This window comes from Pseudomonas sp. L7 (genome assembly GCF_046605565.1).
GTDB lineage: Bacteria > Pseudomonadota > Gammaproteobacteria > Pseudomonadales > Pseudomonadaceae > Aquipseudomonas > Aquipseudomonas wayambapalatensis.
Genome location: NZ_CP176784.1, coordinates 2,618,564 through 2,631,257, shown reverse-complemented (window position 1 = coordinate 2,631,257; position 12,694 = coordinate 2,618,564). Strand labels below are relative to the sequence as shown.

Sequence of the window (12,694 nt, the reverse complement as noted above, 5' to 3'; positions counted from 1 at the left end):
GCCGCTCAGCATTCAGCAAGCAAATACCGGGTATTCCAACATTTAATTTGTGGATGCCAGGGCCTCGCCCCTATGCTGTCCGTGCATCCCCTGCGCCGCACCGGCCGGTGCGGTTCACGGCACGGGGAGAGAACAACAAGTCGAGACTGTCCATGTCGAATCACTCCTACTTCGCCCCCCACGGTGGGCACCCGGCTCAAACCGAGCTGCTGACTGACCGTGCCATGTTCACCGAGGCCTATGCCGTCATTCCCAAGGGCGTAATGCGTGACATCGTCACCAGCCACTTGCCGTTCTGGGACAAGATGCGCATGTGGGTCATCGCTCGCCCGCTGACCGGCTTTGCCGAAACCTTCTCGCAGTACATCGTCGAAGTCGCCCCTGAGGGCGGCAGCGAACGCCCTGAGCTGGACCCTAATGCCGAAGCCGTGGTGTTCGTCGTCGAAGGCGAGATCGACATCACTGTCGAAGGCAAGCACCACACCCTGGTGCCTGGCGGCTATGCCTTCCTCGCGCCAGGGGCCGAGTGGAGCCTGCGCAACAACAGCAAGGCCAACGTCACGTTCCATTGGCTGCGCAAGCACTACCAGAAGGTCGAAGGCCTGGCGGTTCCAGAATCGTTCGTCACCCACCGCGATAACGCCACGGTCATCGAGATGCCGGGCACCGAAGGACGCTGGGTCACCACCCGCTTCGTCGATATGGCCGACATGCGTCACGACATGCACGTCAACATCGTGACCTTCCAGCCAGGCGGCGTGATTCCGTTTGCCGAAACCCACGTCATGGAACACGGCCTGTATGTGCTCGAAGGCAAGGCGGTATATCGCCTCAACCAGGACTGGGTTGAAGTCGAAGCCGGTGACTTCATGTGGCTGCGTGCGTTCTGCCCGCAAGCCTGCTACTCGGGTGGTCCAGGTCCGTTCAGCTACCTGCTGTACAAGGACGTGAACCGCCACGTGCACCTGACGCTCAATCCGCAGCGCTGAGGCGCCCGCCTGCATCAACCGATCGGGGTCGGCCACGGCCCTGATCGGCGCAACACCATCTTCATGATCGTTCTGCCTGTTCCCGCGCATACTACGGTGATCCCCAGTGTGGAGCCCGAACATGCCGCAGCTCCTGTCCCGACTTCACCTCGCCCTGCTCTGCGCACTCCTGCTGCCGACGCTTGCGTTGTCTGCCGACAACTGGCGCCTCGCCCATCAGGAAAGCGGCATCGACATTTATCTTGGCGACGTCCAGGGCTCCCCCTACCAGCAATTTCGCGGCGTTGTCCGGATCAAGGCCAGTGTTCGCACCCTGAGCGACCTTCAGGAAAACCTGCGTGTCGCCTGCAAGTGGTTGTATGCCTGCGCACAGATGCGCCTGCTGGAGGTCGATGGCGACAGTACCTGGGTCTACCTCACCACCGAGCTGCCTTGGCCCGCGCAACCGCGGGACATGGTCCTGCGCGTACGCACCGAGCGGCTGGACGACGGCTCGCTGGTTCGCAGGCTCAGCGCTGACCCGGAAAAGGTGCCCGAGGCCCCTGGCTTCATTCGCGTGCGCCAATTGCAAGGTGAGTGGATCATGCACCCACTGGCCGAACGCGATACCCAGGTCACCTATCGCCTGCAAGCCGATCCCGCTGGCGATGTACCGGGCTGGCTGGCCAATCGCTTTGTGGTCGACGCGCCAATGGTCACGCTCAGAACGCTGAGAGCGGTAGCCGAACGTCAACCCTGACGCTCAGTAGCCAAAGGGGTTTTAGGAGCACTCCTACACGCAATTCGGAGCGTCTCACCCTCTCACCCAAGCCTTGATGCCCTACCCTGTGAACCTCCACAACAAGGAGGTGCCATGCGCGCATTTGTTTTCAGTTGCTTGATGCTGCTGGTTGCAGCATCCGCCACGGCCAAGAAGCAACCACAGGCTCTGACCCCTGTCCACCTGGGCGTCGGTGGCCAGGCGGTCATTTATAACCTGCCGCTGACAGTCGCACTGGAGCAGGGTTATTTCCGCGATGAAGGCCTCGATGTGAAAGTCATCGACTTCACCGGTGGCGGCAAGGCTGCGCAAGCGCTGGTGGCCGATGCCGTACAGGTGGTCAGCGGTGCCTACGAGCACACCTTGCGTCTGCAGGCTCGCGGCCAGGCACTTCAGGCGTTCGTGCTGGCAAGCGAGACCCCCCAGCTCGCCATGGGCATCTCCTCCAAAAATCTGTCGAATTATCGGTCGATCGCAGACCTGCGAGGCAAGACCATCGGCATCAGTGCGCCCGGCTCCTCAACCCAGATGCTCGCCAACCGCGTGCTGGCACAGGGAGGGCTCAGCCCCGAGGACGTTGCATTTGCCACCGTTGGCACCGGCGCGACAGCCGTGCAGGCGATGCTGAGCGGCAAGATCGACGCACTGGCCAACGCCGAACCCTTGATCAGCCTGCTGGAACAACAACAGGCAATACGCCTGATCGCAGATGCGCGCACGCCAGCCGGCACCGCAGCCCTGTTCGGCGGCCCCATGCCGGCGAACACCCTCTATGCCAAAAGCACCTATATCCAGAACAACCCACAGACCATCCAAGCCCTGACCAATGCCATGCTCAAGGCACTGACCTGGCTACACGACGCCACGGATGCCGAAGTCGCCGAACTGGTGCCAACACCCTACCTGATGGGCGACGCGGCGCTTTATCGCCAGGCGTTTCGAAACATCCAGTCATCCCTCAGCGTAAACGGCCGCTTCCCTGAAGAGGGGGCGCGCAACGCCTTGCAGGCACTGCAGAGTTTCGACCCGATCATGGCCGAACGCCAGATCGACCTCCAGGCAACCTGGACCAATCAATTCGTTGATCAAGCCTTGCAACCATGACATCCACCCTCGCTCTGGAAATGCTCGACGTGGAAGCCCGCCACGATCGCTTGCTGGCATTGGCACGGGTCGATCTCACTGTACGTGAAGGTGAGTTCGTCTGCGTGCTTGGCCCTACCGGTTGCGGCAAATCGACCCTGCTCGACCTCGCCGCAGGGCTCAAACCGGCCCACGGCGGGCAGATCCGCTGCCATGGAAAACCCTTGCTCGGGTTGAACCGCCACGCCTCCTACATGTTTCAACACGATGCGCTGTTGCCGTGGCGCACGGCGCTCGACAATGTGAGCCTCCCCCTGCAACTGCGCGGCTTGGACAAGCGACACGCCAACCAGCAAGCCGCTCAATGGTTGAGGCGGGTCGGGCTGACCGACGTTCCCGATCACTACCCTCATCAATTGTCCGGCGGCATGCGCAAACGTGTTGCCCTAGCCCAGGCGCTGATCCACAACGCTTCGCTGCTGCTCATGGATGAGCCTTTCGCTGCGCTGGATGCGCAAACGCGCCAAGCCATGCAGCAATTGTTGCTCGAATTGTGGGGCGAACGACGCAAATCGGTGCTATTCGTCACCCATGATCTCGACGAAGCCATCACCCTCGCTGACCGCGTCCTGGCATTCAACGCCGGCCCCGCATCCCGGTGCATCGAAGACATTCGAATTCCCCTGCCACGCCCACGCGACACGTTGTCACTACGCAAGGATCCCGAGTCCGCAGCCCTGTACCAGCGTCTCTGGCACGCGCTGGGGCACCTGCCTCCCACCCCCACAAACGACCGAGGCTGACATGTCGTGGACCACCCTCTGGCTACTGCGCGCCGCCCTGCTGCTCGCAATGCTTTCACTCTGGTCGTGGTTGGCTGCCGACGACGATCTGGCGTTCTTTGTCGGTCACCCCCACGCAGTTCTGCAGCAACTCTGGCGCTGGTTGAGCACTGGCAACGGCTCGTTGGAGCTGTACTGGCGGGACCACCTGCTGACTACACTGAATTTTCCCGGCACGCTCTACCCTCACCTGCTGATCACACTGACCGAAACGATACTGGCTTTTTTGCTCGGACTCGCCTCAGGCTTGGCAGTCGGCCTCTGGTTAGGGCTGACCCCCACGCTGGCACGGGTATTGTCACCGTTCATCAAGGCCGCCAATGCGGTCCCCAGGGTGGTGCTGGCGCCCTTGCTGGTGATGTGGTTGGGGCTGGGCATCGCCTCGAAAGTCGCGCTGGGTATCACGCTGGTATTCTTTGCGGTGTTCTTCAATGTCTACCAGGGTGTGCGCGAGGTAAGCCCTGCATTGTTGGCTAACGTGAGACTGCTTGGCGCCAACCGTTGGCAACTGGTTCGTATCGTCTATCTGCCTGCCGCCCTAGGTTGGGTGTTTTCCAGCCTGAACACCGTCATCGGCCTGGCGTTCGTCGGGGTCGTGGTGGGTGAATACCTGGGATCGACTCGCGGAATCGGCTACCTCATCCTGCAAGCCGAGGCCACCTTCGATGTCAACACCGTGTTGGCGGGCATCATCGTTCTCACATGCTGTGCCCTGCTCTTCGATGTCTTGCTCGCCGGCCTGGAACGGCGTCTGTCAGCCTGGCGCCAGCAGTCGGACGATGAACCTGGACGGCGGTAGAAAATACCAATGGAACACCGCCCGGCCGCCGCCCTCAACATGCTTAGGTCCTTCGGAGAATTCCCCATGCAATCACCCTTTGGTGCGTATGATCACCGGACGCGCAGGCAACAGCTATGAAGATGCCCGGCCGCGCGCCCAGCAGTTGCCTGCAGCTCGACTATGTTCGCGACACGCTGTTCGGCCCGGTGGCACAGAGTGTCGAATGTCACGCCCAGCTCGCCGCTCTTGATCTACAAGGGCGTCCCGCGCTGCGCTTGCACATACACCCGCCACTTCCCGACAAGGTTGAACGTGCCCATAGCGTTACCTTCGCGTGGGAGGGACGCCGATATCGGGGGATAGTGCGGGACCGGGGCAAATGCGGCGATGGTGGTTTGAATCTGCTGCTTGAGCTGCAGTGATTCGGTCAACGGCCGGTAGCGCGCTAGAACGCTACCTTCTGCGTAGTCAGTTTGACGTCAGGGCCATGCCCTGCTCGTTGCCCCTCACGCAACTGCCAGACCAAGGCTACCAGGTCACGACAACTGTTCAGGCTGGCCAGCGGTATTCCAGTCAGCGTGTAACCCTCTTCAAGGCTCTCACCACGCCCCACGCGGATGGTCAGGTTGACGCCATCCGGGCTGCTGACCTCGCAACGATCGGGCAGACAGGCCTGCTCGATCATCTGACGCATCTCCAGCATCGAAACGCCGATCAACGACATGTCATGACCCTCTCTTCAATATTGGCCTGCGATGTAAAAGCCCTATCCACTCTAGCGAGTGAAACCGTTGCACGATGGCCCGTTCAATCGGTTACCTGGGCGATGCGACAAACGGCGGTAAAACTACCGTTCGTCGTGTTCGACGAAGATGGCGCAAACTTTATCGGCCGTCTCGATTTCACAACATCAAGCCATGGACCGTCGTGTTGCGCGTTGCGCTGAGGAATCGGGTAGCGATGATTGATGCAAAACTTTTCGTGATCGACTATGCGCTGCATGGCCAGCACAAGTCATTCATCATTCGCGCCGAGCGCATGGATAATGCCGAAGCGTGGCACTGGGCGAGCTGCGATGCCGGTGTTGGCAAGATCGGGCGCTATGGCCGAGAGAAGATCAAGAAAGTCAGCAGACCCATGGCCGAGCGCTATGGCATCAGCGAGGTAAGCTGGCGCGCTTCTGGCTGAAGGCTCCGGCTACCCCGCGTGGTGTGCTGTCAGTACGGCACCATCTGCCCAAAACGCCCTGCATGGAAGTCGTCGAATGCTTCGGCAATTTCAGCCTGGGTGTTCATTACGAAGGGGCCATAACCCACGATCGGCTCATCGATCGGCTCGCCACTGAGCAGCAACAGCGTGGCGTCCTCCAATGCAGTGACCCTGGCATGCTCACCCTCGCGCTCCAGCAACACCAGGCTGGCTGGACTGACGTCCTGCTGGTCGTTTACCTGTATCGACCCGTGCAGTACGACCAGTGCGGCATTGCGCCCCTCGGCAATCGGTAATTGCAGCGTTGCCCCAGCGTTCATACGCACATCCCACACATCCATGGGCGTGAACGTCCGGGCAGGCCCCCGATGCCCCTGGTAATCACCTGCGATCACCCGCAGGCTGCCGACACCCTCGTCGAGCGCTACCTGTGGAATCTCGGCATCCAGCAGCGTCTGGTACCCCGCCGGGCTGAGTTTGTCACGTGCAGGCAGGTTGACCCACAGTTGCACCATCTCAAGGACGCCACCGCTGCGAGCAAAGGCCGGCGAATGAAATTCCTCATGAATGATGCCATTGGCTGCGGTCATCCACTGCACGTCGCCAGGACCGATCAAGCCACCGGCGCCAGTGGAGTCGCGGTGTTCGAGTTCACCCTGATAGACGATGGTCACGGTCTCGAAGCCGCGATGTGGATGCTGGCCAACCCCGCGACGGGCGTCGGTCGGTGTGAATGGATGAGGGCCGGCGTAGTCCAGCATCAGGAACGGGCTGATATGGCGTGCGAGCTGGTCGTAGGTGAAGAGGCTGCGCACGGGGAAACCATCCCCTACCCAATGGGCATGGGGGCTACGGTAAATACCCAGGATCTTTTTCATGAGATATCTCCTCTCTTGGCTGGCGAACATTCTACCGATGAAAACAATCGTGAATTAGGCGGGCAAAATAGCCTTATTCGTCTCATATGCAGGACAGTCTCCCTATAAACCCCACGACACTAAGGCTTGCCTGGCCCCGTTGCATTTAACCGCCAGCTGCCCCAAGCTCACTCCCTCCTGACCCCCGGTACCGCTAATGCCCAAACGTCGCCGCTATCTGATCGCACTGCTGCTCGTCCTGGCGATCCCGGGGGTGATCGGTTACTTGTGGCGCGACCAGAAACCAGAGCCCTCCAGCCAGCCGCCACAGAGCTATGCCAAGGCGCTGCGCCAGGCCCACGAAGGTCTTCCGGGTGCGGCACGGGTGCTGTACCAACAGTTGCAACGCGATGACCTGCCACCTATCAGGCGTGCTGCGCTCTACGCCGAACTGCCTCACTACCCCTCCCCACAGGCGCTGAAATTGGCCCAGCAGGATCTCGACCATGGTGCCCCCCTGGTACGTCGTGCGGCGATCACCAGCATCCGGCGCCTGCTGCCACCCGCCCAACGCAGCCTGGTCCTCGGCCCTTTGCTGGAGGATGACGACCAGAGCGTACGGTTCGCCGTGGTGGATGCACTACTGGGCCTCGACCCCGATGCCATCGGCCTGTACTTCCGACCGCTGCAGGCAGCCCTTGAGCAATATCAGCAAGCACTCGAACAACAGCCCGACGATGCCGAGGCACAAGTCCACCTGGCGCGCCTGTACCTTCATGAACAGGACTATCCGCAGGCCGAAGCAGCCCTTCAGCGCAGCCTGGCTCTGGCGCCGCAGGATCTGGAGGCGCTGGCAACGCAGGTACGATTGCTGGAACGGCAAGGCCAGCACGACGCCTCCCGCGAGGTGTTGGGCAAAGCCTTGGCCCTGCGCCCTGACTCCGCGTTTCTGCAATATGAGCTGGGTCTCTGGCTCAGCCGCCACGATCAACGGGAATATGCCTTGCTGGCTTTTTCCCGTGCCGTGGAGTTGGAACCGGACAACGCCGACTATCGCTACACGCTGGCCGTCACCCTGCATGACCTTGAGCAAGTCGAAGCAGCGCAGAAGCAACTGGAAACCCTGCTCGATCGCCAGCCCGCCAATCGCCGTGCACGGGTGTTGCTGATTCGCTACTGGAAGGAAACTGGCCAATTGCAGAACGTACAAGTCTTGCTGGCCGAACTTGAGCGACAGAATCCAGACGACCCCTATTTGCAACAAGGTTTGTAGAACTCGCTTGAACCCTGACAGAACCCTGGTGGTCCAGTGGGTAGTAGCTCGCTGAATGCTCGGCTATTTCCGGCCGGGCGACTGCCATGGGAGATTCGTCTTGTCCGGTTCGTTGTCGTTGGACGAACGCACCCTCATCCTCGCACCCGAGCAGGTTGCAGCGACCGCTGCCAAACTGTTGTCTGGAAGCGGTATCGCGTGCCTGTGCACAGGCGACAAGGACCGTTTCGGCCTATGGCTGGCCGAGGGTGTCGCCGTGGTAATCGTCGACCTGCAGACCTTGACCGATGACCCGCAGTCGCCCCTGCACCGGTTCATCGATGAGCAACCGGAGTGGTCAGATCTGCCGGTATTGCTGCTGAACACCCACGCGACGACCGACAATGGTTCGATGCCTCAACGGTTGGGCAACCTGTCGCGCCTGAGCTACCCCTTCGATGAACAACAACTGCTGGATGCGGCGAACCAGGCCCTGCGCGCTCGACGTCGTCAGTACATGGCGCGCAATGCGCTGAGCGCGCTGCGCGAGCGCCTGGACAGTCAACAGGCTGACGGCCAGGCCCGGCACCAGACACGCAAGATGGAAGCCATCGGTCAGTTGGCAGGCGGCGTTGCCCATGACTTCAATAACCTGCTGACCAGCATTGGTGGCAGCTTTGAATTGATCGACAGGCGTCTGCAGCAAGGGCGTACCGAAGGGCTCGACAAATTCCTGCGCATGGGCCAGGACGCCGTAGCCCGCGCAGCAATGCTGACCCACAGGCTACTGGCTTTTTCTTCCCGTCAATCGCTGCAGAGCCAAGCAGTGGACCTGCATGCCTTGCTGCAGCCCGCGCGGCTGCAGGCGACACTGGGCAACTCGGTGAAACTATCCTTGCGCATGGCGGACGCACTCTGGCCAGTCCAGGCAGACGACAAGCAGTTGCGCGAATCGTTGGACAACCTGCTGGTCAACGCCCGTGAAGCCATGCCCAGTGGTGGGCATTTGTCCATCGAAGCCCGCAATCAGCATATCGACGCGGAACAGTTTGAGGGCGCAGGCCTGAGCAGTGGTGACTACCTGCAACTGACCTTCAGCGACACTGGCCAGGGCATGTCACACGCCACCCTGGAACATGCCTTCGAACCCTTTTTCAGTACCAAGCCTGTGGGCCAGGGCATAGGCCTGGGCTTGTCGATGGTCTACGGATTCAGCAAGCAGTCCCACGGCCATGTCACGATGGAAAGCCAGATTGGCCAGGGCACGCGGGTCGATCTCTACCTGCCACGCTGCCTGAGCACCCCACCGCAGGCCTTGGAAGTTGCAAGCACGCCCATCGCAGGAAGCTGCCGCGAGGTGCTGATCGTGGAGGACGACCGCGAAGTGCGCGAGCTGCTCTGCCAAGCGCTGCGCGATGACGGTTTTCCATGCCAGAGCGCCTGCGACGCTACGCAGGCGCTGAATCTTTTGCGCTCTTCACAGCCCATTGCGCTGCTTATCAGCGATGTCGGGCTGCCAGGCATGAATGGCCGACAGCTGGCCGAGATTGCCCGCGCACTACGCCCGAGCCTGCCGGTCCTGTTCATTACCGGCTACGCGGAAACGGCCATGTCCCGCGAGGGCTTCCTCGACCCAGGCATGCAATTGATCTGCAAACCCTTCGAGTTGCACCAACTGAGCCAGCGCGTAGCGCAGATGCTCGGCGAGGCATGATCGCCGTCACGGTTCAAGCATCCGCTGAACCTGGACCGCGAGGCTCTCGAGCGAGAATGGCTTGAGCATCAGTGCTGTTCCCGGCTGGTCGAGAAGGCTGCGCTCGATGGGCTGCGCGGTATAGCCGGTAATGAACAGGATTTTCTGCAGGGGTTTGGCCTGGCGAATCGTCTTGCCCACCTGGCGTCCGCTCATACCACCCGGCAACCCGATATCCGTTATCACCAGATCGAAGAGACCACCCTCACGATAGCGCTCCAATGCCATACCGGCATCGCCGGCTTCGGTGACGTCAAAGCCATGTTCTACCAGCACCTCCTTCATCAAGGCCCGCAAATTGACCTCGTCATCGACCAACAGTATTCGCTCACTCCTGCCACGCTTCAACACAGGCACCTCCACCCCTTCACTGACCACCGGCAACTCGCCTGGGTGGCGCGGGAACAGAAGGGTAACCTGGGTGCCTTTCCCTGGCATCGACTGGATCCACACATAGCCCCCAGACTGGCGGGCAAACCCATAGATCATCGGCAGCCCGAGCCCGGCGCCACGACCTTTGGGCTTAGTAGTGAAGAACGGCTCGAACGCACGGCTTACGACGTCTGCGGGCATACCCTGCCCCTCGTCTTCGACATGAATGGCGACATAATCCCCAGCTGGGATGCTTTCACCGTGCTTATCCCCACTCACAAATCGTTCGTTGGCCGTCCGGATGGTCAGGCGACCCCGTTCAACGACCGCATCCTGGGCATTGCTGCACAGATTGAGAATCGCGACTTCCAACTGCCCAGGATCCACCTGCACTGGCCAGGGCGCGAGATCCAGTTGCCAGTTCAGTACGAACTCGGGCCCGAGTGCCTGATGAATCAATGGCTCAAGGCCGCGCAACAGGCTATTCACATCGAGTAGACGCGGCTGCAGTGGCTGGCTGCTGGAAAATGCCAATAGCCGATGGGTCAACGCCATCGCACGCTGTACCGAATCCCGCGCCACATGCACGTACTCGTCGATGCGCTCCAGGCGCCCCTGGCCCAAGCGGCGCTGGAGCAACTCCAGGCTACCGCCAATGCCCGCCAACAAGTTATTCATCTCGTGCGCCATGCCGCCTGCCAATTGACCAACGGTTTCCATTCGTTGACTATCGCGCAGCAGGTTCTCGGCCTCGCGCAAGATCGTCGTGCGCTCTTCGGTAATATCCCGCCCTACCGCAATCAGTACATCACCCTCGGGCCGCGCACTCCAACTCATCCAGCGGTAGTACCCATCCTTGTGCCTGAGCCGCGATTCCACCTGTTCGACGACCTGGCCAAGCAGCAGCTCATTGATCGCCAGCCGGACCTCCGCACGATCAGCGGGATGGACAAAATCGACGACCGTGATCGCGCTCAATGACTGCTGGTCCCATCCCAACACGCGACGCCACGCGTCGTTCGCGGCCAGCAGTTCAAGATCGCGGCTGACGATGATCATCGCATCCCGTGAAAAGCGCCAGAGATAGTCGCTATTGGGCAGATGACATCCGATTTGTTGCTGGAAGCCCTGCGCCAGTTCACGCCACTGGCGGATTTGCTCCACGCTGGCGGTGGTATTGATCGCTGTGTGCAAAATCCCGGCGACCACGCCTTGCTCATCATGCAGGGGGGCGTAGCCGAACGCGAACCAGGCATAGTCACCGTTCTCCCGATAACGCACCTGGAGGGGGGATTCGTCGACAAAGCTGGCGCGCCCGTCCAGTGCCTGGAACACCCGTGGGCCAATGCGTTCCCATTCGACCTGCCACAGCTGATCGAAGCGCACGCCCACCTGGGACTGGTCGTCCGCCAGCAATGCCAGGTAGTTCTGGCTGGGAATCAGAGTCAGTTCCTTACCCCAGGCCAGCGCACAGGGAAACGGCGACAACAGCATGATATCCACCGCGATGCGCAGCGAGGGAGGCCATTGCGATAGTGCCCCCAACGGTGTGCTGCCCCAGTCGAAGCGGAGAATATGCTCAGCGCGCACCTCGACCGAAGACGACGGAGGAACCAGATGAATGACTTGTGTGGCGCTCCTTTGCGCCTGTTCGTCAGCAGCCAAGAACAATGCTCCTGGCAGACAGGGTTTCCGAATCCATGGCAACTCCTGAAGATCATGAAGTATCTGAAGGCTAGCACATCGCTATATAGGCCGCCCCGAACACGATTCTGCTGATCAGTCTGCGCTTGTACCTGTCATCAGGTCTGTTTCACAAGCGCTGGTCACTGACCAAGTGGTCTAGCGACTACATCAGGCGTAATCAATCGCACAGATAAGAGATGGTTTGTGCCTATCCGTTCACGACATGACTTACAGCGCCACCAAGGGGCCCAGAGCAAGCTTCTCCCTACATCAAAGCGATAGGGAGAAGTTCGATGAGCATATCCAGGCATCTGAGCCACCGCATGACAAATCTCATGGTCTCCATGCTGATCGGCACAGCCCCTGTGATCTCGGGTTTGGTGGTCATGGACTACCAATTGAACAAACAGCTCGAGGAAAACGCGAAGGTATCCATCGAAGAAGCCGTGTTCGCTATCGATCGTGTCTTCGATAGCCTGCATCGCGCGGCACTGCACGCGCAGCCGCTGGGCACCCGGCCATGCAAGGAGGTTCAACAGGAACTGGAAAGCCAGGCCAGGCGCAACCCGCGGGTTCACTCGCTGGTGCTGACTCGCAACGATGCCGGGTTTTGCAGCAGCCTGGGCACAAAACCCTTGCACACGCCTCGCTTCGCGAAGGGCGAATACCTGCGACTCAACATGAATTCACCGACCATCCCCAATGGTGTACTCGTGGAGTACCGCTTGGTCGCCGACACCCATGCGGTAATCGCCAGCACCTACGGGCTTGAACTGCGTAACGAACTGCGCGGCTTCAAGGACGGGCTTGTATTGCTGCTGGAGTTTGGCGGCCTCTACCTCTGGGCCGAGGGTGACAGCCGTGACGCAGGACGCCCCTCGCTGTCGGAGTTCCCCCAGAACGGGGTCTCGGAAAAGTACGGTTACATGATCAGAGCAGGTTACCCCGCCGGTTTTACCGCTCGTGAGGCACGACAGGTCAAGACAAATATCATGCCGTCCCTTGTGCTCATCGGCCTGTTCACCTCGGTGCTCGTACTCTGGAGCCTCTTGCGTAACCGGAACCCAGTCAAATAAGGCGTTGCCGGTCATTGACCGGTAACGCCCTGTT

13 protein-coding genes are annotated in these 12,694 nt (G+C 60.6%); 10 read left to right on the top strand and 3 right to left on the bottom strand.

The genetic code is table 11. The annotated features are described in order from the left end of the window. Nucleotides 1–152: 152 nt before the first annotated feature. From ACK3BK_RS11920 to ACK3BK_RS11895, 6 genes are all read left to right on the top strand, one after another. A complete protein-coding gene (locus ACK3BK_RS11920; protein WP_054890674.1) occupies nt 153–989 on the top strand; it encodes a bifunctional allantoicase/(S)-ureidoglycine aminohydrolase in 837 nt (278 codons plus the stop codon). A 121-nt stretch (nt 990–1,110) separates the two neighbouring features. Then, a complete protein-coding gene (locus ACK3BK_RS11915) occupies nt 1,111–1,728 on the top strand; it encodes an START domain-containing protein (RefSeq protein WP_186664932.1) in 618 nt (205 codons plus the stop codon). Nucleotides 1,729–1,842: 114 nt separating this feature from the next. Beyond that, a complete protein-coding gene (locus ACK3BK_RS11910) occupies nt 1,843–2,853 on the top strand; it encodes an ABC transporter substrate-binding protein (protein WP_411384366.1) in 1,011 nt (336 codons plus the stop codon). Continuing rightward, a complete protein-coding gene (locus tag ACK3BK_RS11905) occupies nt 2,850–3,635 on the top strand; it encodes an ABC transporter ATP-binding protein (RefSeq protein WP_411384365.1) in 786 nt (261 codons plus the stop codon). Before ACK3BK_RS11910 ends, ACK3BK_RS11905 begins: the two co-directional genes overlap by 4 nt. 1 nt (nt 3,636) lies before the next feature. Then, entirely contained in the window at nt 3,637–4,473 is an 837-nt protein-coding gene (locus ACK3BK_RS11900) for an ABC transporter permease (protein ID WP_186664937.1), read from the top strand. Between the two features lie 116 nt (nt 4,474–4,589). Next, on the top strand, nt 4,590–4,877 hold the full coding sequence (locus ACK3BK_RS11895; protein ID WP_186664939.1) for a hypothetical protein: 288 nt from the start codon (nt 4,590–4,592) through the stop codon (nt 4,875–4,877). A 23-nt stretch (nt 4,878–4,900) separates the two neighbouring features. Here the strand turns inward: ACK3BK_RS11895 and ACK3BK_RS11890 are convergent, their stop codons facing one another. Next, nucleotides 4,901–5,179, bottom strand: coding sequence for a DUF1652 domain-containing protein (locus ACK3BK_RS11890; RefSeq protein ID WP_186664940.1), 279 nt, complete (start codon nt 5,177–5,179; stop codon nt 4,901–4,903). Nucleotides 5,180–5,415: 236 nt separating this feature from the next. Here ACK3BK_RS11890 and ACK3BK_RS11885 point away from each other — a divergent pair, with 236 nt between their 5' ends. Continuing rightward, nucleotides 5,416–5,643, top strand: a complete 228-nt coding sequence (locus tag ACK3BK_RS11885; protein WP_186665429.1) for a DUF6555 family protein — start codon at nt 5,416–5,418, stop codon at nt 5,641–5,643. Between the two features lie 29 nt (nt 5,644–5,672). Here ACK3BK_RS11885 and ACK3BK_RS11880 read toward each other — a convergent pair whose 3' ends face one another. Further along, nucleotides 5,673–6,542: a pirin family protein gene (locus ACK3BK_RS11880; protein WP_411384364.1), complete on the bottom strand. Its 870-nt coding sequence runs from the start codon at nt 6,540–6,542 to the stop codon at nt 5,673–5,675. Nucleotides 6,543–6,738: 196 nt separating this feature from the next. Here ACK3BK_RS11880 and ACK3BK_RS11875 point away from each other — a divergent pair, with 196 nt between their 5' ends. Both ACK3BK_RS11875 and ACK3BK_RS11870 read left to right on the top strand, forming a co-directional pair. Continuing rightward, entirely contained in the window at nt 6,739–7,794 is a 1,056-nt protein-coding gene (locus tag ACK3BK_RS11875; protein WP_186708165.1) for a tetratricopeptide repeat protein, read from the top strand. 100 nt (nt 7,795–7,894) lie between these two features. Next, nucleotides 7,895–9,487 carry a response regulator gene (locus tag ACK3BK_RS11870; RefSeq protein ID WP_411384363.1) on the top strand — a complete coding sequence of 531 codons (1,593 nt, stop codon included), beginning with the start codon at nt 7,895–7,897 and terminating at the stop codon, nt 9,485–9,487. 6 nt (nt 9,488–9,493) lie between these two features. On the opposite strand, the gene ACK3BK_RS11865 is transcribed toward ACK3BK_RS11870, so the two are convergent. Beyond that, on the bottom strand, nt 9,494–11,563 hold the full coding sequence (locus ACK3BK_RS11865; protein WP_186664944.1) for a PAS domain-containing sensor histidine kinase: 2,070 nt from the start codon (nt 11,561–11,563) through the stop codon (nt 9,494–9,496). Nucleotides 11,564–11,877: 314 nt separating this feature from the next. On the opposite strand from ACK3BK_RS11865, the gene ACK3BK_RS11860 reads away from it, so the two are divergent. Further along, on the top strand, nt 11,878–12,660 hold the full coding sequence (locus ACK3BK_RS11860; RefSeq protein WP_186664945.1) for a CSS-motif domain-containing protein: 783 nt from the start codon (nt 11,878–11,880) through the stop codon (nt 12,658–12,660). The last annotated feature ends 34 nt before the right edge of the window (nt 12,661–12,694 follow it).

Coding starts and splice junctions, on each gene's coding strand:
- ACK3BK_RS11885 (WP_186665429.1), top strand. CDS start 5,416: ATGATTGATGCAAAACTTTTCGTGATCGACTATGCGCTGCATGGCCAG.
- ACK3BK_RS11895 (WP_186664939.1), top strand. CDS start 4,590: ATGAAGATGCCCGGCCGCGCGCCCAGCAGTTGCCTGCAGCTCGACTAT.
- ACK3BK_RS11900 (WP_186664937.1), top strand. CDS start 3,637: ATGTCGTGGACCACCCTCTGGCTACTGCGCGCCGCCCTGCTGCTCGCA.
- ACK3BK_RS11905 (WP_411384365.1), top strand. CDS start 2,850: ATGACATCCACCCTCGCTCTGGAAATGCTCGACGTGGAAGCCCGCCAC.
- ACK3BK_RS11875 (WP_186708165.1), top strand. CDS start 6,739: ATGCCCAAACGTCGCCGCTATCTGATCGCACTGCTGCTCGTCCTGGCG.
- ACK3BK_RS11920 (WP_054890674.1), top strand. CDS start 153: ATGTCGAATCACTCCTACTTCGCCCCCCACGGTGGGCACCCGGCTCAA.
- ACK3BK_RS11915 (WP_186664932.1), top strand. CDS start 1,111: ATGCCGCAGCTCCTGTCCCGACTTCACCTCGCCCTGCTCTGCGCACTC.
- ACK3BK_RS11860 (WP_186664945.1), top strand. CDS start 11,878: ATGAGCATATCCAGGCATCTGAGCCACCGCATGACAAATCTCATGGTC.
- ACK3BK_RS11910 (WP_411384366.1), top strand. CDS start 1,843: ATGCGCGCATTTGTTTTCAGTTGCTTGATGCTGCTGGTTGCAGCATCC.
- ACK3BK_RS11880 (WP_411384364.1), bottom strand. CDS start 6,542: ATGAAAAAGATCCTGGGTATTTACCGTAGCCCCCATGCCCATTGGGTA.
- ACK3BK_RS11890 (WP_186664940.1), bottom strand. CDS start 5,179: ATGTCGTTGATCGGCGTTTCGATGCTGGAGATGCGTCAGATGATCGAG.